Raw genomic sequence first — 22,312 nt, forward strand, 5'->3', positions numbered from 1 at the left:
CCCTCCGTCCGCGAAGTCAGGAACCGCTGTGACCTCTGCACCCGCGCTCACCGCCGAGCGCGCCACAGTCCCTCCCCCGAAGCACCACACGAGCACGGCGCGCCGCCGCCAGAACCGTGCGGCCTACCTGTTCATCCTCCCGTTCTTCGTCGTGTTCATCGCGATGCTCGTCGTGCCGCTCGCCTACTCCGGGTACCTGAGCCTCTTCGAGAGCCGGCTCATCGGCGGCCAGGTCTTCGCCGGCCTCGCCAACTACGCCCGGGCCCTCACCGACCCGGCCTTCCTCGGCAGCCTCGGCCGCGCGGGCCTCTTCTTCGTGATCCAGGTGCCGATCATGCTCGGCCTCTCGCTGCTCTTCGCCCTCGCGCTCGACAGCAACCGCGCCCGCGGATCGAAGGCGATCCGGCTGCTCATCTTCATGCCGTACGCGGTGCCGGCGGTCGTCGCGACCCTGATGTGGGGCTACCTCTACGGCCCGGACTTCGGCCCGATCGCCCAGGTGGTCCGAGCGCTGGGCGGGGCGACCCCCGAGTTCCTCACGCGGGAGTCGATCCTCGGCGCGATGATGAACATCGTCACGTGGGAGTTCGTCGGCTACAACATGATCATCATGTACGCCGCCCTGCGGTCGATCCCCGCTGAGCTGTACGAGGCGGCGGAGATCGACGGCGCCGGCCAGTTCCGCGTGGCGTGGAGCGTGAAGATCCCGTCCATCCGGCCGGCGATCCTGCTGACCGTGATCTTCTCGATCATCGGCACGTTCCAGCTCTTCGCCGAGCCGAGCCTGCTGAACACCATCGCGGGCGACGCCGTGTCGAACTCGATCCTGCCCAACTACTACGCGTACAACGTCGCGTTCCTCAACCAGGAGCTGAACTACGCGGCCGCGCTCGCCTTCCTCCTCGGGATCGTGATCGCCGTGACCTCGTACGTCGTGCAGCTCAGCACCGAGCGCCGCGAGCGGAAGGAGAGGGCCGACTCATGACGTCCATCGACGCCCGGGCGGCCGTGCCCGTCGAGGAGGTGGCGGCGCCGGGCCGCCGCCCCCGTGCCTACGACCCGCAGCGCCGGCGCAGCGTGCTGCTCACCGTGCTGCTGTGGATCTGCGTGCTCTACTTCGTCCTCCCGCTGTGGTGGCTCGTCGTCTCGACGACGAAGGACAACTCGGGGCTGTTCTCCACCTTCGGCCTCTGGTTCGGCGGCAACTTCGCGCTGATCGAGAACCTGCAGACGCTGTTCACCCTCCGCGACGGGATCTTCCTCCGCTGGATCGCGAACACCATCCTCTACTCGGTCGTCTCCGCCCTCGGCGCGACCGTGCTGTCCGCGATGGCGGGATACGCGTTCGCGAAGTACGACTTCCCCGGCCGGAAGGCGCTCTTCAGCATCACCCTCGGCGCGATCATGATCCCGCTCACGGCGCTTGCGCTGCCGACCTACCTGCTGTTCGCGTCCGCGGGCCTCACCGACACCCCGTGGGCGATCATCATCCCGTCGCTCGTCAATCCGTTCGGCGTCTACCTCATGCGCGTGTACGCGACCGACGCCGTGCCGGACAGCATCATCGAGGCGGCACGCGTGGACGGCGCCGGCGAGAACCGGATCTTCTGGGGCGTCGGGATGCGCCTGCTCGGTCCCGGGCTCGTGACCGTGTTCCTGTTCTCGCTGGTCGGCACCTGGAACAACTACTTCCTGCCGCTGATCATGCTCAACACCTCGGATTTGTACCCGCTCACCGTCGGGCTCGCGCAGATCCAGTCCGCGGCGACGGCGGGCGGCGGATCCCAGGCGCTCTTCTCCACGGTGATCACCGGCTCGTTCGTGTCGATCATCCCGCTGATCGTCGCGTTCCTGTTCCTCCAGCGCTACTGGCAGAGCGGGCTCGCCACCGGCAGCGTGAAAGGCTGACCGGGACACCCCGGTCGATTCGAAGCGGAAGGAAGACCATGCCCCTCTGGTACGGCGGCGATTACAACCCCGAGCAGTGGCCGGAGGAGGTGTGGGAGGAGGACGTCCGGCTCATGCAGCGGGCCGGCGTGAACCTCGCCACCGTCGGCGTGTTCTCCTGGGCGAAGCTCGAGCCGCGGGACGGGGAGTTCGACTTCGGCTGGCTCGACCGGATCCTCGACCAGCTGCACGAGGGAGGTGTGCGCGTCGACCTCGCCACGGCCACCGCGTCGCCGCCCGCCTGGCTCGCGAAGATGCACCCGGAGATGCTGCCCGTCACCGCCGAGGGCACGAAGCTGTGGCCGGGCAGCCGGCAGCACTACTGCCCCAGCTCCCCCGTCTACCGGGAGCACGCGAGGCGCCTCGTGACCGCCATCGCGGAGCGCTACGCGGAGCATCCCGCGCTCGAGCTCTGGCACGTCAACAACGAGTACGGCTGCCACGTCAGCCGCTGCTACTGCGACGCCTCCGCCGCCGCCTTCCGTGGGTGGCTCGAGAACAGGTACAGCACGGTCGAGGCGCTCAACGAGGCGTGGGGCACGGCGTTCTGGTCGCAGCGGTACGACTCCTTCGACGAGGTCCTGCCCCCGCGGGCGGCGCCCACCTTCCAGAACCCGACGCAGCTGCTCGACTTCGACCGCTTCAGCAGCGACGAGCTGCTCGCCTGCTACCGGGCCGAGGTCGAGGTGCTGCGTCGGGTCTCGCCCGATGTGCCGATCACGACCAACTTCATGGGCTTCTTCAAGCCCGTCGACTACTGGGCCTGGGCGAAGGAGGTCGACGTCGTCGCCGACGACTCCTACCCCGACCCCGCCGACCCCGACGCCCCCGCCTACGCCGCCATGCAGCGCGACCTCATGCGCTCGCTGCGCGGCGGGCAGCCCTGGCTGCTCATGGAGCAGGCGCCGAGCGCCGTCAACTGGCGGCAGCGGAACGCGCCGAAGGCGGCAGGCCAGATGCGGGCCTGGTCCTACCAGGCGCTCGCGCGGGGCGCCGACGGCATCCTCTACTTCCAGTGGCGCCAGTCCGCCGCCGGGGCGGAGAAGTTCCACTCCGGGATGGTGCCGCACAGCGGCACCGAGACGCGCGTGTGGCGCGAGATCGAGGAGCTCGGACAGGAGCTGGCGGCGCTGTCCGACTCGCTGGCCGGCACCCGGGTCGGCGGCGACAAGGCCGCCATCGTCCTCGACTGGGACAGCTGGTGGGCCATCGAGCAGCCGGCCTCCCCGACCGCGCTCCCCTACCTCGACGGGATCTTCGCGTGGCACCGGTCGCTGACCGCGCTCGGGCTCACCGTCGACTTCGTGCAGGCGGACGGCCCACTCGCCGACTACCCCGTCGTCGTCGTGCCGAGCCTCTTCGTGGCCTCGGACGCGCAGCTCCAGCACCTGCACGACTACGCGGCGGCCGGCGGGCGCCTCGTCGTGACGCACCACACCGGGATCCTCGACGAGAACCTGCACGTCCGGCTCGGCGGCTACCTCGGCCGCCTGCAGGAGACGCTCGGCGTCTGGATCGAGGAGTTCTCGCCGACCGCCGGCGCCATCGGCGTCTACGAGGGCGCCGTCGTGAAGGCGGAGTCGGCCGAGGTGCCGGCCGCACGGCTGCGCGGCGACGTCCTCGGCGGGTCCGCCGCCGCGTCGTCGTGGGGCGAGGTGCTGCACCCGAGATCGGCGTCGGTGCTCGCCGAGTTCGCGCACGCCGGCCTCGAGGGCTCCCCCGCCGTCACCGTGAACGAGATCGGCGACGGGGCCGCCTGGTACGTCGCCACCCTTCCCGAGCCGAGCGCCCGCGAGGCGCTGCTCTCGGCGATCGTCGAGCAGACCGGGATGACGATCGAGCGCGTCCCCGAGGGCCAGGAGGTCGTCCGCCGCGGCCCGTACACCTTCCGCATCGACCTCGTGCAGAACACCGTCGAGGTCGAGGGCGCCGTCGACAGCGAGGACTGAGATCCGGGCCAGTTCGGCAGATTCGGGCCTCCTCGGCGGCCCGGATCCGCCGATCCGGCCCGTTTCGGCCCTGCCTAGTGGGCCCGGCCCGAGCCGCTGAGAGCGCGGGTGCGCGGGCTCTCGCCGGAGAACACGAGCGAGCGCGTCAGCGTCATCGCCTGCTGCACCGTGAGGGCGGGCAGGTACGCGCGTGCGATCGCCATGCCGACGGCGGGCAGCAGCACCAGGTCGGGGAAGGCGACGTGCAGGGCGCGGAACTCCGGCTGGAACTTCACCTTGAACGCGAGGAGCGACCGGAAGCCGTACAGCGACTCGAGGCGCCGGCCGAGGAACCCGAGCACCTGCGCGGTGAGGTCCGGGTCGCCCGTGCGCTCCGCCACCCGGGAGAGAGGAGCGGCGGAGAGGCTCACGAACTCGAGGCCCCGGTCCTTCGCCCGCTGCATCATGCGGGCGAGGAGGAACTCGACCACGCCGTTCATGCTGTCCGGTCGGCGGCGCATGAAGTCGAGCGTCCAGCCGACCACCTCGCCCTCGCGGTAGGTGGGCAGCCAGCTCGTCACGGCCTCGATGCGGCCGTCCGGATCGACCGCGAGCAGCAGCCGCACCTCGGGATCGTCGAGCTCGTCGACACCGCCGAGGGTGAAGCCCATCTCGGGGAGGTTGCGGGAGGCGACCCAGTCCTCGCTGATCGCCTCGATCTGGCTGCGAGCGGTGAGGCCGAGCTGCTCCCAGGTGGTCCACTCGTCGGTGACGCCCAGCTTGCGCGCACGGTTGAGGGACGTCCGCACGTCCTGCCAGCGCTTGCCGGTCATGGTGAAGCCCTCGGGGCGCAGCACGGCGTCGTCGCCGATCGCCGTGGTCTGCCAGCCGTGCTCGGCGAGCTCGTCGCGGAGGTCGTCGTCGATGCCGTAGAACGCCGGGATCCAGCCGTTGTCGCCGCAGAACGCGGCGAAGGCGAGCGCCGCGGCGCCCCGGTTGCAGCCGGACCCGATCGGCGGCCCGCAGGTCAGCGCGACGTCGCCCTCCAGCCGGTACGCGACGGCGGCGTCGTCCTCGGGGGTGAACCAGTAGTCGTTCCCCTCCCACGTCGCCATGTGCGAGAGGCTGCCCGGGCCCTCCTGGCGCAGCAGCGCGCGCACACGGCCGAGGTCGCTCGCCTTCTCGCGCCCGGCCGCGTCGTACACGACGACCGCCGTCGCGATGAGGAGGACCGCCCAGAACGCGGGACCGATGCCCGCGTAGAGCAGCTCGGCGCCGGGCCCGGACGGCAGGAACTGGAGGCCGCGCAGGGAGAGGTAGCCGACCGGGAGGAACCGCTCGGGCAGGTCGACCAGGAGGCCCACCAGCATCACGGGCGGCTCGAACTGATCGCGCACGAGCCAGCCCCCGCCGACGTAGAGCACGGCCGTGGCGGCAGCGGTGACGCCGACCGTGGTGACGTAGCGCCGCAGCGCGGGGCGCCCGGGGCGCACGGGGAACTGAGGCAGCGCCGTCGCGATCCGCACCGCGAGGGCGAGCGGCAGGATCACGCAGAGCGCGATCGACACTCCCGCCCCCGTGCCCTCGGGAACGGGCAGCTGGTCGGCATCCGGCAGCGCGGGCAGCAGCACGTAGTAGTGGAGCGCGAGGCCGGAAAGGAGCAGGTTGAGGACGATCGCGGTCCACGCCGCGATCCGCCTGCCGCGGAGCATGCCGTACGCGGCGAGGGCGAGCACGAGGAGCGGAAGCACCGACAGCAGCACGGGACCCGGTCCACCGAGCCGCGCGAGGGCCAGGTCGGCGGCGCAGCCGGCGGCGGCCGCCGTCGACGCGCACAGCTCCGAGTCGGCGACGGGGCGGAGGAGCAGCCCGAGCGGATGCAGAGGACCCCACGGCTGGCCGCTCGCGATCGAGACGAAGGGCGCCACCGCGCCGGCGAGGGTCAGCGCCGCGAGGAGCGAGCGCGACTCGTGGCGCGAGCTGCGCGCCCACCGTGCCGTCTTGCGCGACTTCGGCACCAGGAGGAGGCCGAGCGCCACTCCCGCGAGGCCGGTGAAGAGGCGGAACAGGTCGACGCTCGTGCCCGAGTAGAGCACCATCAGGGCGAGCACCGCGACGCCGAGCAGCCGGATCCGCCGGCGCCACAGGCGGTCGGCGAAGGCGCTGCCCGCGAGGAGCGCGCCGGCGGCCGGCGCGAGCGGGTCGATGACCGGGAGCCCGTCGTTCCAGGCCGCGAGGCCGAGGACGTCGAGGCCCTCGAGCAGCATCCCGACCGCAGCCCCGAGCGCGGGCGTCAAGAGGAACGCCATCGTGGTCCGCCAGCCGCCCATCAGGCGCTCGGCGGGCGCGACGAGCACCGCGAGTGCGAGCAGAGCTGTCGCGAGCTCGAGCGGGTGGTCGGCGAAGAGGCCGTAGGTGAACGGCGACCACCCGGCGGACCCGCCGGACAGCGGCCCGAGTCCGGTGCCGATCGCGCGGCGGAACGGCTCCTCGGCGAGGATCCGCAGCGGCGCGGTCGCGACCGCGAGCAGCGTGAGGACGCCGGCGAGGGCGAGGGTCGCGGGATGCCGCTGCAGCACCCGCCGCACTCGCCTCATCCGTCGATCCCCCACCGTGGCAGCAGCTGCGCGAAGCCCTCCCGCAGGCCGTACCGGGCGGTGTTCCAGTCGTGGGCCGTTCCCGGCGAGACCAGGACGGTCACCGCCATGCCGGCTTCGGCGGCCAGCGCGGACACCGTCCGCATGGATGCAGAGTACTTCCTGTCGCGCTCCCCCGCGGCGAAGAGGGCGACGCTGTCCTCGTAGGGGGCGTTGGCCTGGAGGATCGCGGCGGGCGTCGCGGCGCGGTACGCATCCTCGTCGCCGCCGAAGCCCCGCTCGATCGTCTCCTCCACCGAGCCGAGGCTGGGCGCCTCCTCGCCCGCGATGTCGAGCAGGGCGCCGAAGAGCTCCGGATGCGCGGCCGCCAGCTGGAGCGAGCACGTGCCGCCCTGCGAGAACCCGGTCACGGTCCAGTCGGCGGGGTCGTCCGAGACGTTGAGGGACGAGCGGATCCAGTCGGGCACGTCGACGGTGAGGTACGTCTCGCTGTCCCCGTACGGACCGTCGAGGCACATGGGGTTCACGGTCGGGTCGCCGAGCTGGTCGGGCACCACGACGATGGGCGCGAGCCCGTCGTGATCGGCAGCGACCGCGTCGAGGATGCGGTCCACCTGCCCGGCGCGGAAGATGTCGGCCGGCTCGCCCGGCTGGCCCGCCATGGCGACGACGACCGGGAGAGCGGGCGGCTCCGCCGCGTAGGCTGCGGGCGGCAGGTAGACGTACGCCCCGCGCGCGGGGAAGCCCGACTCGGTCGCGGGGATGTCGACCTTCCCCACCGAGCCGCGCTCGGGGAGGTCCTCCGGTGCGGTCCACTCCTCGACGGGGACGGGGTCGGCGACGCGACGGGGCAGCTCGGCGTCCTCGCTGTAGGTCGTGGCGAGCGCGTCGCCGAGCCGCGGGTACTGGGCGAAGTCGACGTTGAAGACGAGGGAGAGCGACAGGGCGAGCAGCCCACTCGTGAGGAAGGCGGCCGCCTTGCGCTGCCAGCGCGTGCCCCAGAAGTTGGCGACGGCGATGCCGAGGCCGGCGAAGGCGAGAGCATCGGCGATGCGGATCGTCCAGCTCAGTGAGACGCCGAACGCGTCGACGACGTCGCTCACGAGCCAGACCGCGAGCGCTCCCCCGATCCCCCCGACCAGACCGGCGACGGCCGTCGTGGTGAGCTGCGCGCGAGCGGAGCGGCGGACACCGGGTCCCGGAAGGAACAGGAACACGACCAGCGCGATCGTCGCCGCGAACGGCGCGATGAACGCCGGGCCGTCGACGATGCTGATCTCCTCGATCCAGCTCGGCATGCTCCCCCTTCCTGCCCAGGCTAGAGGTGGGCGGGGGCGCCGGGCGGGAGCCCGGGCCGCGACCCGGTCAGGAGACGAGCCGGCGCTCGTGCGCGAACACGACGAGTTGCACGCGGTCGCGGAGGCCGAGCTTGCCGAGGATGCGGGAGATGTGGGTCTTCACCGTCGCCTCGCTGACGTACTCGGCGGAGGCGATCTCGGCGTTGCTGAGGCCCCGCGCGGCGAGCAGGAAGATCTCCCGCTCCCTCTCGCTCAGCGTGCCGAGGTGCTGCTCGGCGGAGCCGGCCGCGGCTCGGCCGCCGAAGTGCTCGAACAGCTCGCGGGTGGCCGACGGCGCGAGCACCGCCGTGCCGGCGTGCACCGTGCGGATCGCGGCGAGGAGGAACTCGGGCTCCGCGTCCTTCAGCACGAAGCCGCTCGCCCCGGCGCGGATGGCGCGGGCGGCGCCCTCGTCGAGGTCGAACGTGGTGAGGACGAGCACCCGCGGCGGCTGACGCCCGGCGTCGTCGGCCGCCGCCATGATCCGCTCCGTGCCGGCGATGCCGTCGACCCCCGGCATCCGGATGTCCATGAGCACCACGTCGGGCCGCTCCCGCGCTACGACATCGGCCGCGGCGCCGCCGTCGCCCGCCTCGCCGACCACCTCGAGGTCGTCCTGCGAGTCGATGAGCATCCGCAGGCCGGAGCGGAACAGGGGCTGGTCGTCGACGAGGACGACGCGGATCGCGCTCACCACGACGTCCCGAGCGTGGGGACGGCCCGGAGCATCGGGACGGCGCTGATGAGCGGGACGGACACGGCGGGGACGAGCACGACGTCGATGATGTCAGGCTCCGGAGTGCTGGCGGTCACGGGACGACCGTCCGCGCCATCGGCTGCGTCCGCGCATTGCCGCGGTCGACCGGCAGCACCGCCCGCACCCGGAAGCGGCCGTTGTTGCCGTCCCCCGTGCTGAACGATCCGCCGACGAGCGTGGCGCGCTCGCGCATGCCGGGGATGCCGTGCCCGCTCGGGTTGCCCGCGCGCTCGGTGTCGTCGACGTCGTTGGTGACCGTGATGGTGAGCGTCGTCTCGCTCCAGTCGAACTCGAGCGCCACCGGCGAGCTGCGCGACCCGTGGCGCAGGGCGTTCGTCAGCGACTCCTGCAGGATCCGGTAGACCGAGAGCCCGGTCGCCTCGCTCACCGGCTGCGCGGTTCCGTAGGAGGACCACTCGATGTCGAGCCCCGACTCCCGGAACCCGCGGAGGAGCGAGTCGAGCTCGTCCATCCCCGGCTGCGGCCCCGCCTCCTGGCTGTGCCGGAGCTGGCTGAGCAGCGAGCGGACGTCGGCGAGCGAGGCGCGCGCCGTCGCCGAGATCGCCTCCAGCGCCTCGTCGACCGCGCCCGGGTTCTTCTTGACCGCGTAGCGGGCCCCGTCCGCCTGCGCGATGACGACCGCGAGCGAGTGGGCGACGATGTCGTGCACGTCGCGGGCGACCCGGTTCCGCTCCTGCTCGAGCGCGACCGACACCTCCAGCTGGTCCCGCTCCGCGGTCGCGACGACCGCGGTCGTCTGGGCGCTGCGCCGCTGCCGGTTGACGCGGACCAGGGTGCCGCCGATCCAGGGCAGCAGGAACATCGCCATCACGGCGACGAAGTAGAGGACGAATCCCGCTCCCGCGTACTCCAGAAGAGAGGCGCTGCTCAGGGTCACGAAGAAGCCGCCGAGGATGGCGACCGGGAGCGCCAGCCATCTGGTGACGTCCCTACCGTAGGCCGCGGCACCGAACAGGGTGAGGAGCACGGGAACCCAGAGTGTGAAGGTCGGCGTGGCCCCGGAGTAGCCGGAGATGACGAGGAGGGCGGGGAGCACGGCGACGATGCCGAGCGCGACCGCGGGACGGATGCGGTGCAGCGCGATCGTCGCGGCCAGCACGAGGACGGCGAAGAGGCCGAAGGCCCCGGCCACCACGCCCTCGACCGCGGCGAGCAGCAGGTAGAGCACGGCGGCGGCGACCTCGAAGCGGAACCGGTGCCGGACCACGTTCTCCCGGGTAACCCAGTCGGTGAGCTTCTCGAACATGGCTCCACGGTAGGGCGCTGCGCGCCCCCTCAGCGCGGATCCGGAGCCCGGTCATCCCGCGGGAAGGGCGGAATCATCCTCGAGGCGTACGACCAGCACCCACGCCGCCGGTCAGAAGCCCAGGCGGCCCAGCTGCTTCGGGTCGCGCTGCCACTCCTTCGCCACCTTCACGCGGAGGGAGAGGTAGACGGGCTTGCCGACGAGCGGCTCGATGCCGGCGCGGGCGCGGGCGCCGATCCCGGACAGGCGGCTGCCGCCCTTGCCGATGATGATGCCCTTCTGGCTGTCGCGCTCGACGAAGACGCTCGCGTAGATCTCGAGGAGGTCCTTGTCCTCGCGCTCGACGAGGTCGTCGACGGTGACCGCGATCGAGTGCGGCAGCTCGTCGGTGACGCCGTCGAGCGCGGCCTCGCGGACGAGCTCGGCGATGCGGTCGGTGCTGCTCTCCTCGGTGACCGTCTCCTCGCCGTACAGCGGCGGCGACTCCGGCATGAGCGCCAGCAGCTCGCGGACGAGGACGTCGAGCTGGATGCCGTCCGTCGCGGAGACGGGGATGAGGCTCTCCCACTCGCGCAGCTGGGAGACGGCGAGCAGCTGGTCCCCCACCCGCTCCCGGCTCGTCACGTCCACCTTGGTGACGACGGCGACCTTCTTGGCCCGGGGGTAGTCGTCGAGCGAGGCGTTGATGAACTTGTCGCCGGGCCCGATCGGCTCGTCCGCCGGGAAGCACATCGCGATGACGTCGACGTCGCCGAGGGTCGCGGCGACGAGGTCGTTCAGCCGCTCGCCGAGCAGGGTCCGCGGCCGGTGCACGCCCGGGGTGTCGACGACGACGAGCTGCCCCTCGGGCGAGTGCACGATGCCGCGGATGGCGCGGCGCGTGGTCTGCGGCTTCGGCGACGTGATGGCCACCTTCTCGCCCACGAGCGCGTTCATCAGCGTCGATTTGCCGACGTTCGGGCGCCCCACGAACGACACGAACCCTGCACGATGCGTCATCGGACGGCCTCCGTCTCGCGGGTCTCGGCGCCCGGGAATTCGGGCCCCTCCGGCTCCTCCTCGGGGCGGGCGGCCTCGGGGTCGCGCTCGACCCGCACGGCGCTGAGGCGGCGGCGGCGGCCGTCGGTGCGCTCGGCGGTGAGCAGCAGGCCGGCCGCGCGAGCGGTCGAGCCCATGACGGGCAGCCGGCCGAGCGCCTTCGTCAGCAGGCCGCCGACGGAGTCGACGTCGTCGTCCTCCAGCTCGAGGTCGAACAGGTCGCCGAGCTCGTCGATCGGCAGGCGCGGGTCGACGCGGTAGACGCCCTCGGCGACCTGCTCGACCTCCTCGCTGCTGCGGTCGTACTCGTCGGCGATGTCGCCGACCAGCTCCTCGATGAGGTCCTCGAGCGTGACGAGGCCGGCGACGCCGCCGTACTCGTCGATGACCATCGCGATGTGGTTCGACTCGAGCTGCATCTGCCGCAGCATGGCGTCCGCCTTCTTCGACTCGGGCACGAACAGCGCCGGCCGGGTGTGCCGGCCGATCGGCTCGCGCTCGGCGGCGGCGCCGCGCTCGTGCAGCATCCGCGCGAGGTCGCGCAGGTAGAGGATGCCGACGATGTCGTCCGGGTCGTTCTCCTCGGTCACCGGCAGGCGCGAGTAGCCGCGGGACAGGAACAGGGTCATCGCCTCGCCGACGGTCGCGGTGCGGTCGATGGTCGCCATGTCGGTGCGCGGGATCATCACCTCGCGGATGACGGTCTCGTTGAACTCGAAGATCGAGTGGATGAGCTCGCGGTCGTCCTCCTCGAGCACCTCGAGCTCGGTGGCCTCGTCCACCATGCTGAGCAGCTGCTCCTCGGAGGTGAACGTCGCGGTGCGCGGCCGGCCCGGCGTCACCCAGTTGCCGAGGGCGACGAGCGCGTCCGCGATCGGGCCGAGCAGCACGCGGACTCCGCGCACGACGGGCGCCGCGAAGCGCAAGACCGAGCTCGCGTGGGCGCGGCCGACGCTGCGCGGGCTGGAGCCGACGAGCACGAAGGATGCGGCGGTCATGATGAGCGCGGAGAGGAGCAGGGCGAGCCACAGCTGGTCGATCGCATTCGCGAGCGCGAACGTGACGAGCACGGCGGCGGTGGTCTCGCTCGTGACGCGGAGGAAGCTGACGGCGTTGACGTGCGCGCCGCCCTCCTCGGCGATCGCGACGAGCGACCGCTTCGCGCGGGCGCGGGTCGCGAGGTCGAGGATGTCCGCGCGGGACAGCTCCCCGATGGCGGAGTCGGCCGCGGCGAGCAGCCCAGCGAAGGCGACGAGCAGCAGCGCGACGAGGATCAGCCAGAGGGTCATCGTCGCTTCGAGCCGCGCTTTTTCTCATCGGCGGCGAAGCCGGTGAGGATGTCGCGCTGCAGGCCGAACATCTCGCGCTCCTCCTCGGGCTCCGCGTGGTCGAAGCCGAGCAGGTGCAGCAGGCCGTGCGCGGTGAGCAGCTGGATCTCGTCGAGGAGGCTGTGCCCGGCCTGCTCGGCCTGCAGCTGGGCGACCTGCGGGCAGACGACGATGTCGCCGAGCAGCCCGGCCGGGGTCTCGTGGTCCTCGGTGCCGGGACGCAGCTCGTCCATCGGGAAGCTGAGCACGTCGGTGGGGCCGGGCTCGTCCATCCACTGGACGTGCAGCTGCTCCATGGCGGCCTCGTCGACGAAGACGACGGCGACCTCCGCGTCCGGGTGGACGTGCAGGGAGTCGAGGGCGAACGTGATCAGCCGCTGGATGGCGGACTCGTCGACCTCGATGGCGGACTCGTTGTTGACCTCGACGCTCACGGGTTCCTCCGGCTTCCTCCGAAGCCCTCCTGGGCGCGGCGCTCCGCGCGGTTCTGGGGCGGGCGGAAGTCGCCCGGCGGGCGGGCTCCCTCCGGCTCGTGGCTGCGCTCGGTGCGCTCGGGGCGCCGGTCGAACTGCCGCGCGATGCGCTCCTGGTCGTACGCGGTGTACGCGTCGACGATGCGCCCGACGAGGGTGTGCCGCACGACGTCGTCGCTCGTCAGCCGCGAGAAGTGGATGTCGGGGATGTCCTTCAGCACCTTCGTCACGAGCTGCAGGCCGCTGGCGCCGGCGGGCAGGTCGACCTGGGTGATGTCGCCGGTGACGACCATCTTCGAGCCGAAGCCGAGGCGGGTGAGGAACATCTTCATCTGCTCGGGCGTCGTGTTCTGCGCCTCGTCCAGCACCACGAACGAGTCGTTGAGGGTGCGGCCGCGCATGTAGGCGAGGGGCGCGACCTCGATCGTCGACGTCGCCATGAGCTTCGGGACGATCTCCGGGTCCATCATCTCGTTGAGCGCGTCGTAGAGGGGCCGGAGGTACGGGTCGATCTTGTCGGTCAGTGTCCCGGGAAGGTAGCCGAGCCGCTCCCCCGCCTCCACCGCTGGCCGCGTGAGGATGATGCGGCTGACCTCCTTGCGCTGCAGCGCCTGCACGGCCTTCGCCATCGCGAGGTAGGTCTTGCCGGTTCCGGCGGGGCCGATGCCGAACACGATCGTGTTGTGATCGATGGAGTCGACGTACTCGCGCTGGCCGAGCGTCTTCGGCCGGATCGCCTTGCCGCGCGCGGTGAGGATCGCCTGGCCGAGCAGCTCCGACGGGCTGGAGTTGGGGTCGCTCTCGAGGATCCGGGCGGAGCTGCCGACGTCGACGGGTCCGAGGTCCTGGCCGTTGCGCACCATCTGGAGCAGCTCCTCGATGAGCCGGCGGGCGGCCTCCACCTCCGAGCGCTCCCCGGACAGGGTGAGCTCGTTGCCGCGCGCGAGGACGGACAGCCTCGGGAAGCGCGACTCGATCTGCTTGAGGAACCGGTCCTGGGGACCGAGCAGCCGCACCATGGCGACGCCGTCCACCGCGACGCGGACCTCCGTGTCCGACTCCTGCCGTCCGTTGTGCGGAGTCAGGTCAGCGTTCGCCAAGGGATCCTTCCGGTAGTTCGCCCGCGAGGACGTGGGCGTGGACGTGGAACACGGTCTGACCGGCTCCCTCGCCCGTGTTGAAGATGAGGCGGAAATCGCCGGGCACGAGCTCGCGGGCGGTCGCCACCATCTCGGCGAGCAGCCCGGGGTCTCCGGCGGCCAGCTCGACGACGTTCGCGTACTGGTCCGTCTTGGGGATCACGAGCAGGTGCACCGGCGCCTGCGGGGCGATGTCGTTGAGCACGAAGACGCGGTCGGTCTGGTGCACGATCTCGCCGGGGATGTCCCCCGTGAGGATGCGCGAGAAGATCGAGGACTGCGTCACACCCCCGATTCTACGGTCGGCGCCCCCGGACGTGCCGGGACTCCCCTTCAGGCGAACAGAGTGCTAGCGGGCCGGCTATGCCCAGCGGCCGGTGAGCGCGGCGAGAGCCGCGAGGGCGGCCGGCCCCGCGGTGGACGTGCGCAGCACCTCCGGTCCCAGCCGGACGGCGACGGCACCGGCCGCGGTGAGCGCCTCGAGCTCGGGCCCCGACACTCCGCCCTCGGGACCGACGACGAGCGCGAGGTCGCGTCCGCCGGCCGCCCGGACCGCGTCGGCGAACGGGGTGCCGCCGGTCGGCTCGAGGACGAGCACCGCGTGCGTCGCGGCGAGGGCCGCCACCTCGCCGCGGCCCGCGAGCGGCGCGACCTCCGGCAGCCACGGCCGCATCGACTGCTTGACCGCCTCCCGGACGATGGTGCCCCAGCGCTCTCGGCCGCGCTCGGCCTTGGGGCCGCTCCAGCGGGACACGCTGCGCTCCGCCTGCCAGGGCACGATGCGGTCGACGCCCAGCTCCGTCGCCGCCTGAACCGCGAGCTCGTCGCGGTCGCCCTTCGCGAGCGCCTGCACGAGCACCACCTCACGGTCGGGCGCCGAGATCCGCTCGACCCGCTCGGCGCGCACGTCGACGGCGGACGGCGCCGCCGCCTCGACCGCTCCGGTCACGACCGTGCCGCGGCCGTCGCCGACCGTCAGCGTCTCGCCCGTCCGGATGCGGCTCACCGTGGCGGCGTGCCGCGCCTCCTGCCCCTCGAGCCGCACGAGGCCGCCGGGCTCGGCACCCTCGAGGGAGTCGACGAGGTAGAAGTGCGCCATCCGATCAGATGCCGAGGAACCGGTCGCGGAGCTTGCCGAACAGGCCCTGCTGGAACTGGCCGAGCTGCGGCTTCTGCTTCTTGTACCGCGCCGCGAACTTCTCGATGAGGTCGCGCTCGTGGCGGTCGAGCTTCGTGGGCGTCACGACCTGCACGCCCACCTTGAGGTCGCCGCGGCCCTGGCCGCGCAGCCGCGTGATGCCGCGGCCCTTCACGGTGAGCACGTCACCGCTCTGGGTGCCGGGCTTCAGCTCGAGCTCGACGTCGCCGTCGAGCGCGGCGATCGTGGTGGCCGTGCCGAGGATCGCGTCCGCCATCGGCACCTCGAGGGTCGCGAGCAGGTCGTCGCCGTTGCGGCTGAACGTCTCGTGGTGGCGCACCTTGACCTCGAGGTAGAGGTCGCCGTTGGGTCCACCGGCGGGGCCGACCTCGCCCTGGCCGGGCAGCTGCAGGCGGAGGCCCGTCTCGACGCCGGCCGGGATGTCCACGGGGATGGTGCGGCGGGCGCGGACGCGTCCCTGCCCGGCACAGGTCGGGCAGGGGTTCGGGATGACGGTGCCGTACCCGCGGCAGACGCCGCAGGGGCTCGCGGTCATCACGTTGCCGAGCAGGGAGCGGACGGTGCGCTGGATCTGCCCGCTGCCGCCGCAGATGTCGCACGTGACGGGCGTGGTGCCCGGCTGGCAGCAGGTGCCGTTGCAGGTCTCGCAAAGGACGGCGGTGTCGACGTCGACGTCACGGTGGGTGCCGAAGACGACGTCGTCGAGGTCGACCTCGACGCGGAGGAGGGCGTCGCCGCCGCGCTCCCGGCGCGACCGGGGTCCGCCGGCACGCTGGGCGCCGCCGAAGAACGTCTCGAAGATGTCGCCGAACCCGCTGAAGCCCTCGGCCCCGCCCATGCCGCCCATCCGGCCGCCCAGGTCGTACTGCTGCCGCTGTCGCGGGTCGCTCAGCACGTCGTACGCGTGCGTGACGAGCTTGAACCGCTCGGACGCCTCCGCGCCCGGGTTCACGTCCGGGTGCAGCTCCCGCGCCAGCCGGCGGTAGGCCTTCTTGATGTCTTCGGAGCTGGCGTCGCGGGCGACGCCCAGCACCTCGTAGTGGTCAGCAGCCACGGCTCACCGAGAACCTTTCGCAACGCGCGGGCACGCGCCTGTCGCTAAGCGGAACCCTCATCCCTCGCCGAGCAGACGGGAGAGGTAGCGGGCGACGGCACGGACGGCCGCCATGTTGTTCGAGTAGTCCATTCTCGTCGGACCGAGCACGCCGAGGCGCGCGAGTTCGCCGGAGGGGGAACTGTAGCCGCTCGAGAGCACCGAGGCCTCGCTGAGGCCGAAGGCGGCGTTCTCGCGGCCGATGCTGACAGCGATGCCGTTGGCGTCGAGCACCATCTCGCTGAACAGCTTGAGCAGCACGACCTGCTCCTCGATGGCGTCGAGGACGGGGTGGATGCTGCCCGGGAAGTCCTTCTCGGTGCGGGCGAGGTTGCCCGCACCCGCCATGAGGATGCGGTCCTGCCGGCCCGCCATCACCTGCTCGCCGAGGGCCCGCGCGACAGGCTCGACCAGCGCGGCCTGAGCGGGCGGGAAGGTGCCGGCGAGAGTCGCGAGCTTCGCCGGGGCGTCGGCCAGAGCCGAGCCGCCGAGGACCCGGTTGAGGCGGTCGCGCAGCTCGTCGAGGAAGCCCTCGTCCACCTCGCCGGGCAGGTCGACCACGCGCTGCTCGACCCGGCCGCCGTCGGTGATGAGCACCGTCAGCAGGCGCGCCGGCGAGAGCAGCACGACCTCGATGTGCCGGATCGTGGACCGGGACAGGGTCGGGTACTGCAGCAGCGCCACCTGGTGCGTCAGCTGCGACAGCAGCCGCACGGTGCGCGCGAGCACGTCGTCGAGGTCGACGGACGAGTCGAGGAACGCCTCGATCGCGTGCTTCTGGGCCGCGCTCAGCGGGCGGAGGTCCGACAGCCGGTCGACGAAGACGCGATACCCCTTGTCGGTGGGCACGCGCCCGGACGAGGTGTGGGGAGCCGCGATGAGCTCCTCCTCCTCGAGCTGCGCCATGTCGTTGCGGATCGTCGCAGCCGAGACGCCGAAGGAGTACCTGTCGACGATGCTCTTGGAGCCGACCGGCTCCCGCGAGGCCACGTAGTCCTGCACGATGACGCGCAGCACCTCGAGTCCCCGCTCCGACACCATGTCGACCCTCCCCTCGCTGTCTCTGGCACTCCACCTACAGGAGTGCCAATTCTACCCGCGAACCGGGCGTTTCCGGGTATTGCAGGGACATTGCACCGCGAGTAGCTTCCGTCCGTGCCGGGGCCACCGCTCGCCAGAATCGAGCCCAGCCAGGCGCGATGCGCACCTCGATCTCGAAAGGCACGACCATGACCGACTCCAATCTCCCGCCGCAGGGCACGGCCTCCGGCCAGCCCCAGCAGCCCTACACGCCGGCGGCTCCGGGCGCTCCGCTCAGCCCCGCCGAGGACAAGCAGTGGGCCTCGTTCGCGCACTTCGGCGGCGTGCTCAGCTTCGTGCCGCCCCTCATCATCTGGCTGATCTTCAAGGACCGCGGCTCCCTGACGAACCAAGAGGGCAAGGAGTCCCTGAACTTCCAGATCACGATCGCCATCGCCCACGTCGCGAACCTGATCCTCGGCTCGATCCTCACCGTGGTGACCTTCGGCCTCTGGGGCTTCGCGCAGGTGCTCATCTCGACCGCCCTCTGGGTCGTCGGCATCGTCCTCGCGATCATCGGCGGCATCAAGGTGAACGGCGGCGGCACCTACCGCTACCCGTTCGCCCTGCGGCTGATCAAGTGAGCGCCGCGCCTTCGACGCAGCGAGCGCATTCCGTCTGAGCGACACGCACGGGCCGAGAACCTCTCAGGTTCCCGGCCCGTGCGCTTTACTGTGAGGCAACCGAGAAGAAGGACCCTCATGAGCACTCCTCCTCCCCCTCCCCCGCCGCCCCCGTCGGGCCCGGGCGGCTACGCCCCGGTGGCGCCGATGTCGCCCCAGGACCAGCGGCTGTGGTCGACCCTGACGCACGTCGGCGGCATCCTGTTCGGCTTCCTCGTGCCGCTCATCACCTACCTGGTGCTGAAGGACCGCGGCCAGTTCGTCGCCGAGCACACGAAGACGGCGCTCAACTTTCAGCTCACGATGCTGATCGGCACGATCGTCGGCGTCTTCCTCAGCGTCATCCTGATCGGAGTGCTGGTGCTCCTCGCGATCTGGGTCGTCATCATCGTCTTCAGCATCATCGCCGCGGTGAAGGCGAACGCGGGCGAGCTGTACCAGTACCCGCTCACCATCCGCTTCATCAAGTAGGCGTTCTCCGGGGTTTCTCTCCTCGCCGAGATGCCACTTACCGCCCTCATTCCGCCGCTTTAGGGGCGGAAAGTGGCATCTCGGCAGCAGCAGCAGGGTGAGCTCAGGTGAGGCGGCGGACCACGTCGTCGGCGAGCAGCCGACCCCGGAGGGTCAGCACGACGCGGCCGCGGAGCGCCGGGCCGGGCTCGACGAGGCCGTCGGCGATCAGCCCCGCCACCGCTGTGCGCGCCTCGGGCGCGAGCGCGGCGGTCGGCATCCCCTCCCGCACGCGAGTCTCGAGAAGCACGCGTTCCAGCTGCCTTGTCGCGGGGGTCAGCACCTCGCGGCCGACGGCGGGCGACTCCCCACGACCGATGCGCTCGGCGTAGGCGGCGGGATGCTTCGCGTTCCACCAGCGGACGCCGCCGACGTGGCTGTGCGCGCCCGGGCCGATGCCCCACCAGTCCTCGCCCGTCCAGTAGGCGGCGTTGTGGCGCGAGCGGTGCCGCGGATCGGGGCCGCCCGTCGCGTCGGCCCGCGCCCAGTTGCTCACCTCGTACCAGGAGTACCCGGCCGACTCGAGGGTGCGGTCGGCGAGCTCGTACATGTCGGCCTGCAGGTCGTCGTCGGGCATCGCGACGGCGCCCGAGCGGATCTGCCGCGCGAGCTTCGTGCCGTCCTCGACGATGAGCGCGTACGCCGACACGTGGTCGGGACGCTGCGCGAGGACGAAGTCGAGGGACCGGCGCCAGTCGTCGAGGCTCTCCCCCGGCGTCCCGTAGATGAGGTCGAGGCTCACCTGGAGGCCGGCGTCACGAGCCCACGCGACGACGAGCGGGATCCGCTCGGGATCGTGGGTGCGCTCGAGGGTGGCGAGCACGTGCGGCACGGCGGACTGCATGCCGAAGGACACGCGCGTCACGCCCGCCGCGGCGAGCGCGGCGAGCGAGCCGGCGTCCACCGAGTCCGGGTTCGCCTCGACGGTCACCTCGGCCCCGGGGACGAGTCCGTGGTGCCGCCGGACGGCGTCGAGCATGAGGGCGAGATCCGCGACGGGCAGCAGCGTGGGAGTGCCGCCGCCGAAGAAGACGGTGCTCGCCGGGCGCGCCGGAACTCCGGAGCGGGCGAGCGCCTCCGCCGCGAACGCGACCTCCGCGACCGCCTGGCCTGCGTAGTCGCTGCGCTTGGCGCCGCGCAGCTCGTCCGAGGTGTAGGTGTTGAAGTCGCAGTAGCCGCAGCGCACGCGGCAGAACGGCACGTGCAGGTACACGCCGAACGCCCGCTCGGTCGCCCCGTCCCCGGCGGCGGCGGGCAGGAGCCCGTCCGCGGGCGCCGGATCGGCGAGGGGCAGGGCGCTGGGCATCCATCTATTGTCCCCCGGCTCCGCTCGGCGCGGACCGGGGCGACCGCGTCAGCCCCTCCGGACCGCCGCGAGGAACTCCTCGGCGAGCGCCGCCGCGTCCGCATCGACGACGACGGATGCGCGCCCGCGCAGTCCGGGACCGCCGTGCTCCTCGTGCTCGCCGTCGAAGCCCCGCCGGTCGGCGATGAGCGCGCCACGGGTGATCCCCGGCGCGAGGGACACCTCGACCGCGAGGTCCTCGGTGCGCAGCAGCTCGGGCCTCAGCAGGGCGCACGCGGCGCCGGCGTCGCCGAGCAGCGCGAAGCCGTCAGCGCCCGGGTCGTGCCTCAGCAGCGCCGCGGCGGTCGTCCCGGCGGGAGAGCCGGTGCGCTCCAGGGACACGATCTCCTCCTCGTGCACCCCGACCCGCGAGAAGAGGTCCAGCGGGTAGAGCGTCACCGGCGCGGGCGACTCGAGCACGATCTGGGCGGCCTCGGGATCCTGCCAGGTGTTGTACTCGGCGACGGCGGTCGCGTTGCCGGGGCCGAGGGCGCCGCCCATGACGAGGATCCCGCCGAGCGAGGCGGCCGCATCGGGGCGCAGCGCCGCCAACAGCGCGAGATTCGTGAGCGGGCCGAGCGCGAGCACGGTGAGGCCCGGATGCCGCTCCGCCGCGTCGGCGAGGGCGACGGCGGCCGGCACCGGCGAGACGGGCCGCGACGACGCCGGCAGGCGCACATCGCCGAGCCCCGACACCCCGTGGTAGCCGGTGGCGCCCCGGTGGGGTCCGAGCAGCGGGGATGCCGCGCCGCGGTGCAGGGGCACCGGCGACGCCCCGCCCGCGTCGAGCACGGCCGCCGTGTTGGCGAGCGCGAGGTCGACGTCGACGTTGCCGGCGACCGCCGAGACCCCGACGAGCTGCACGGCGGGATGCCGCGCGAGGACGAGGAGGGCGAGCGCGTCGTCCACTCCGGTATCCACGTCCACCCAGATCGGCCGCGCCTCAGCCACGGGCGCTCCTCCCCCACCGTGCGCTCCTAGCGCCCCTGATGCCGCCCATGTCTCCCCTTCGTCCTGCCTCGTCGAACTTCCGCACGCTATCGCCCACTCCGGGAATCGAGGAGGCAGCACAGCGGCCGTCTCGAGATCACGCGCCGTCCCTTCGAACTCAGCCACCCGCGCACCCCTCCGCGGAGGCGCCTCGCCGGCGCCCGGTACCGTGGACGGGTGGCGAGATACGTGCTCTGGGACATCGACGGGACCTTGCTGAGGAACGCGAAGTCCGGCGGCGGCCTCTACGACGAGGCGATTCAGCAGGTGACGGGCTTCACTCCCCTCGGCCCGCGTCCGGCGGAGCACGGAAAGGTGGACGGCCAGATCATCGCCGAGCGCCTTGCCGAGTACGGCCTTCCCGCCGTCGCCCAGGATGCGGTCGCCCGCCGGCTCGACGAGCTGGCCCTGGAGCGGCACGCAGGCGGCTCGGACGTCCGCGAGCCGGTTCCGGGAGCGCACGAAGCCCTCGCCGCGGTCGGGGCGGCGGGCTGGACGAACGCCCTGCTCACCGGCAACTCGACGACCCGGGCTCGGGCGAAGCTCGTCGGCGCCGGCCTCGACCCGGACCTCTTCGACTGGGAGCACTCCTTCTTCGGCGGCACGGCGCGCGCCCGCACCGACGTCACCGCCCAGGCTGCCTCCGCCCTGGCCGGCGAGCCGCACGTCATCGTGGGCGACACCCCGACGGACGACGTCGCCGCGGCCGCTGCCGGGATCCCGTTCATCGGCGTCGCGACCGGGATCTTTCCCGTTGAGCGCCTCCGGCAGACCGGCGCCGTCCTCGTCCTGCCGGACCTCGTCGCCGGCCTCGACGACCTGCTCGAGTGGCTCGGCGGCGTGCCCGCGGAGGAGACGCTGACCGCGTGAGCGCGCCGGCGGCCGCCCCGCGCTCCGATCTCACGGCGGACTGCGCGAACTGCGCGGGCCTCTGCTGTGTCGCGCTCGCGTTCGCCCGCTCGGCCGACTTCGCGTTCGACAAGCCGGCGGGCGAGCCGTGCACCCATCTCGCCGACGACTTCCGCTGCCGCATCCACGCCGACCTGCGGCCGAGCGGCTTCAAGGGCTGCACCGTGTTCGACTGCTTCGGCGCCGGGCAGAAGGTGACGCAGCAGACGTTCGGCGGCCGCACGTGGCGGCAGGACCCGGAGGTGCGGCGCGGCATGTTCGCCGTCTTCCCTGTGATCCGCTCGCTGCACGAGCTGCTGTGGCACCTCACCGAGGCGCTCGCGCTGCCGGCCGCGCGCCTCCTCGTCCCGGAGTTGACAGCGGTACGCGACCGCGTCAAGCTGCTCACAGCGGCCTCGCCGGACGACATCCTCGCCGCGGACCTGCCCGCGCTCCGGCGCGAGGTCGGCGACCTCCTCGGCCGGGCCAGCGGCCTGGCACGGGCCGGACACCGGCCGCCCGGCGGGCGGGGGAGGCGAGTCGGCCCGGGCGCGGATCTCCTCGGCGCGGTGCTGACCGGCCGCGACCTCCGCGGCGCCGATCTCCGCGGCGCCCTGCTGGTGGCCGCCGACCTCCGCGATGCCGACCTGCGCGATGCGGACCTGCTGGGAGCAGACCTTCGCGACGCGGACGTCCGCGGCGCGGACCTCTCGACGGCGATCTTCCTCACCCGTCCGCAGCTCGAATCCGCATCAGGGGATCGGCGCACCCGCGTTCCCGATCACCTGGGCCGCCCCGCGCACTGGCGCTGAA

At 72.3% G+C, this 22,312-nt stretch carries 22 protein-coding genes; 7 read left to right on the forward strand and 15 right to left on the reverse strand.

All coding sequences use genetic code 11. The features are described 5' to 3' along the window. Window positions 1-28: 28 nt before the first annotated feature. The 3 genes from J3P36_RS04400 to J3P36_RS04410 are packed head-to-tail and all read left to right on the forward strand — an operon-like array spanning window position 29 to window position 3,896. A complete protein-coding gene (locus J3P36_RS04400; RefSeq protein WP_307806945.1) occupies window positions 29-985 on the forward strand; it encodes a sugar ABC transporter permease in 957 nt (318 codons plus the stop codon). Further along, a complete protein-coding gene (locus tag J3P36_RS04405) occupies window positions 982-1,908 on the forward strand; it encodes a carbohydrate ABC transporter permease (RefSeq protein ID WP_210506017.1) in 927 nt (308 codons plus the stop codon). The genes J3P36_RS04400 and J3P36_RS04405 overlap by 4 nt, the downstream gene beginning before the upstream one ends. 38 nt (window positions 1,909-1,946) lie before the next feature. Next, on the forward strand, window positions 1,947-3,896 hold the full coding sequence (locus J3P36_RS04410) for a beta-galactosidase (RefSeq protein ID WP_210506018.1): 1,950 nt from the start codon (window positions 1,947-1,949) through the stop codon (window positions 3,894-3,896). A gap of 74 nt (window positions 3,897-3,970) precedes the next feature. Here J3P36_RS04410 and J3P36_RS04415 read toward each other — a convergent pair whose 3' ends face one another. The 13 genes from J3P36_RS04415 to hrcA all read right to left on the reverse strand — a co-directional run bounded on the left by J3P36_RS04415 (window position 3,971) and on the right by hrcA (window position 17,104). Next, window positions 3,971-6,472 (reverse strand): bifunctional lysylphosphatidylglycerol flippase/synthetase MprF, encoded by a 2,502-nt coding sequence (locus J3P36_RS04415; protein ID WP_210506019.1) that lies wholly within the window; start codon window positions 6,470-6,472, stop codon window positions 3,971-3,973. Beyond that, on the reverse strand, window positions 6,469-7,770 hold the full coding sequence (locus J3P36_RS04420) for an esterase family protein (RefSeq protein ID WP_210506020.1): 1,302 nt from the start codon (window positions 7,768-7,770) through the stop codon (window positions 6,469-6,471). The genes J3P36_RS04415 and J3P36_RS04420 overlap by 4 nt, the downstream gene beginning before the upstream one ends. Before the next feature lie 67 nt (window positions 7,771-7,837). Next, the gene (locus J3P36_RS04425; protein ID WP_210506021.1) at window positions 7,838-8,503 is read right to left on the reverse strand and encodes a response regulator transcription factor; all 666 of its coding nucleotides are present in this window, start codon (window positions 8,501-8,503) and stop codon (window positions 7,838-7,840) included. After that, entirely contained in the window at window positions 8,500-8,622 is a 123-nt protein-coding gene (locus tag J3P36_RS16525) for a hypothetical protein (RefSeq protein ID WP_282595080.1), read from the reverse strand. Before J3P36_RS16525 ends, J3P36_RS04425 begins: the two co-directional genes overlap by 4 nt. After that, window positions 8,619-9,833 carry a sensor histidine kinase gene (locus tag J3P36_RS04430; protein WP_210506022.1) on the reverse strand — a complete coding sequence of 405 codons (1,215 nt, stop codon included), beginning with the start codon at window positions 9,831-9,833 and terminating at the stop codon, window positions 8,619-8,621. The genes J3P36_RS16525 and J3P36_RS04430 overlap by 4 nt, the downstream gene beginning before the upstream one ends. A gap of 111 nt (window positions 9,834-9,944) precedes the next feature. Continuing rightward, entirely contained in the window at window positions 9,945-10,832 is an 888-nt protein-coding gene (gene era / locus J3P36_RS04435) for a GTPase Era (protein ID WP_210506023.1), read from the reverse strand. Beyond that, the gene (locus J3P36_RS04440) at window positions 10,829-12,160 is read right to left on the reverse strand and encodes a hemolysin family protein (RefSeq protein WP_210506024.1); all 1,332 of its coding nucleotides are present in this window, start codon (window positions 12,158-12,160) and stop codon (window positions 10,829-10,831) included. The genes era and J3P36_RS04440 overlap by 4 nt, the downstream gene beginning before the upstream one ends. Beyond that, entirely contained in the window at window positions 12,157-12,633 is a 477-nt protein-coding gene (ybeY, locus tag J3P36_RS04445; protein ID WP_210506025.1) for an rRNA maturation RNase YbeY, read from the reverse strand. The genes J3P36_RS04440 and ybeY overlap by 4 nt, the downstream gene beginning before the upstream one ends. Then, entirely contained in the window at window positions 12,630-13,691 is a 1,062-nt protein-coding gene (locus J3P36_RS04450) for a PhoH family protein (RefSeq protein ID WP_210506614.1), read from the reverse strand. The genes ybeY and J3P36_RS04450 overlap by 4 nt, the downstream gene beginning before the upstream one ends. 67 nt (window positions 13,692-13,758) lie before the next feature. Further along, window positions 13,759-14,097: an HIT domain-containing protein gene (locus tag J3P36_RS04455; RefSeq protein ID WP_210506026.1), complete on the reverse strand. Its 339-nt coding sequence runs from the start codon at window positions 14,095-14,097 to the stop codon at window positions 13,759-13,761. A gap of 75 nt (window positions 14,098-14,172) precedes the next feature. Then, the gene (locus J3P36_RS04460; protein WP_210506027.1) at window positions 14,173-14,910 is read right to left on the reverse strand and encodes a 16S rRNA (uracil(1498)-N(3))-methyltransferase; all 738 of its coding nucleotides are present in this window, start codon (window positions 14,908-14,910) and stop codon (window positions 14,173-14,175) included. A gap of 4 nt (window positions 14,911-14,914) precedes the next feature. Beyond that, window positions 14,915-16,024 (reverse strand): molecular chaperone DnaJ, encoded by a 1,110-nt coding sequence (gene dnaJ / locus J3P36_RS04465; protein ID WP_210506028.1) that lies wholly within the window; start codon window positions 16,022-16,024, stop codon window positions 14,915-14,917. A gap of 57 nt (window positions 16,025-16,081) precedes the next feature. After that, a complete protein-coding gene (gene hrcA, locus J3P36_RS04470) occupies window positions 16,082-17,104 on the reverse strand; it encodes a heat-inducible transcriptional repressor HrcA (protein ID WP_210506029.1) in 1,023 nt (340 codons plus the stop codon). Window positions 17,105-17,292: 188 nt separating this feature from the next. On the opposite strand from hrcA, the gene J3P36_RS04475 reads away from it, so the two are divergent. Both J3P36_RS04475 and J3P36_RS04480 read left to right on the forward strand, forming a co-directional pair. Further along, window positions 17,293-17,727 carry a DUF4870 domain-containing protein gene (locus tag J3P36_RS04475; protein ID WP_246854138.1) on the forward strand — a complete coding sequence of 145 codons (435 nt, stop codon included), beginning with the start codon at window positions 17,293-17,295 and terminating at the stop codon, window positions 17,725-17,727. 117 nt (window positions 17,728-17,844) lie between these two features. Then, window positions 17,845-18,237, forward strand: a complete 393-nt coding sequence (locus J3P36_RS04480; RefSeq protein ID WP_246854139.1) for a DUF4870 domain-containing protein — start codon at window positions 17,845-17,847, stop codon at window positions 18,235-18,237. A gap of 103 nt (window positions 18,238-18,340) precedes the next feature. Here the strand turns inward: J3P36_RS04480 and hemW are convergent, their stop codons facing one another. Together hemW and J3P36_RS04490 are read right to left on the reverse strand one after the other, a co-directional pair. Beyond that, a complete protein-coding gene (hemW, locus tag J3P36_RS04485; protein ID WP_210506031.1) occupies window positions 18,341-19,582 on the reverse strand; it encodes a radical SAM family heme chaperone HemW in 1,242 nt (413 codons plus the stop codon). A 48-nt stretch (window positions 19,583-19,630) separates the two neighbouring features. Next, complete coding sequence (locus tag J3P36_RS04490) at window positions 19,631-20,572, reverse strand: nucleoside hydrolase (RefSeq protein ID WP_210506032.1); 942 nt, start codon at window positions 20,570-20,572, stop codon at window positions 19,631-19,633. Between the two features lie 216 nt (window positions 20,573-20,788). Here J3P36_RS04490 and J3P36_RS04495 point away from each other — a divergent pair, with 216 nt between their 5' ends. Next, a complete protein-coding gene (locus tag J3P36_RS04495) occupies window positions 20,789-21,481 on the forward strand; it encodes an HAD family hydrolase (protein ID WP_307806946.1) in 693 nt (230 codons plus the stop codon). Continuing rightward, complete coding sequence (locus J3P36_RS04500) at window positions 21,478-22,311, forward strand: pentapeptide repeat-containing protein (RefSeq protein WP_210506033.1); 834 nt, start codon at window positions 21,478-21,480, stop codon at window positions 22,309-22,311. The genes J3P36_RS04495 and J3P36_RS04500 overlap by 4 nt, the downstream gene beginning before the upstream one ends. Window position 22,312: the final 1 nt, after the last annotated feature.

The sequence above is a fragment of the Naasia sp. SYSU D00057 genome (assembly GCF_017916505.1).
Classification (GTDB): domain Bacteria; phylum Actinomycetota; class Actinomycetes; order Actinomycetales; family Microbacteriaceae; genus Naasia.

Excerpts from the sequence above, each read along its gene's own strand:
- J3P36_RS04405 (WP_210506017.1), top strand. The coding sequence starts at position 982 with ATGACGTCCATCGACGCCCGGGCGGCCGTGCCCGTCGAGGAGGTGGCG.
- J3P36_RS04410 (WP_210506018.1), top strand. The coding sequence starts at position 1,947 with ATGCCCCTCTGGTACGGCGGCGATTACAACCCCGAGCAGTGGCCGGAG.
- J3P36_RS04415 (WP_210506019.1), bottom strand. The coding sequence starts at position 6,472 with ATGAGGCGAGTGCGGCGGGTGCTGCAGCGGCATCCCGCGACCCTCGCC.
- J3P36_RS04420 (WP_210506020.1), bottom strand. The coding sequence starts at position 7,770 with ATGCCGAGCTGGATCGAGGAGATCAGCATCGTCGACGGCCCGGCGTTC.
- J3P36_RS04430 (WP_210506022.1), bottom strand. The coding sequence starts at position 9,833 with ATGTTCGAGAAGCTCACCGACTGGGTTACCCGGGAGAACGTGGTCCGG.
- era (WP_210506023.1), bottom strand. The coding sequence starts at position 10,832 with ATGACGCATCGTGCAGGGTTCGTGTCGTTCGTGGGGCGCCCGAACGTC.
- J3P36_RS04440 (WP_210506024.1), bottom strand. The coding sequence starts at position 12,160 with ATGACCCTCTGGCTGATCCTCGTCGCGCTGCTGCTCGTCGCCTTCGCT.
- J3P36_RS04450 (WP_210506614.1), bottom strand. The coding sequence starts at position 13,691 with ATGGTGCGGCTGCTCGGTCCCCAGGACCGGTTCCTCAAGCAGATCGAG.
- J3P36_RS04460 (WP_210506027.1), bottom strand. The coding sequence starts at position 14,910 with ATGGCGCACTTCTACCTCGTCGACTCCCTCGAGGGTGCCGAGCCCGGC.
- hrcA (WP_210506029.1), bottom strand. The coding sequence starts at position 17,104 with ATGGTGTCGGAGCGGGGACTCGAGGTGCTGCGCGTCATCGTGCAGGAC.
- J3P36_RS04475 (WP_246854138.1), top strand. The coding sequence starts at position 17,293 with ATGACCGACTCCAATCTCCCGCCGCAGGGCACGGCCTCCGGCCAGCCC.
- J3P36_RS04480 (WP_246854139.1), top strand. The coding sequence starts at position 17,845 with ATGAGCACTCCTCCTCCCCCTCCCCCGCCGCCCCCGTCGGGCCCGGGC.
- hemW (WP_210506031.1), bottom strand. The coding sequence starts at position 19,582 with ATGCCCAGCGCCCTGCCCCTCGCCGATCCGGCGCCCGCGGACGGGCTC.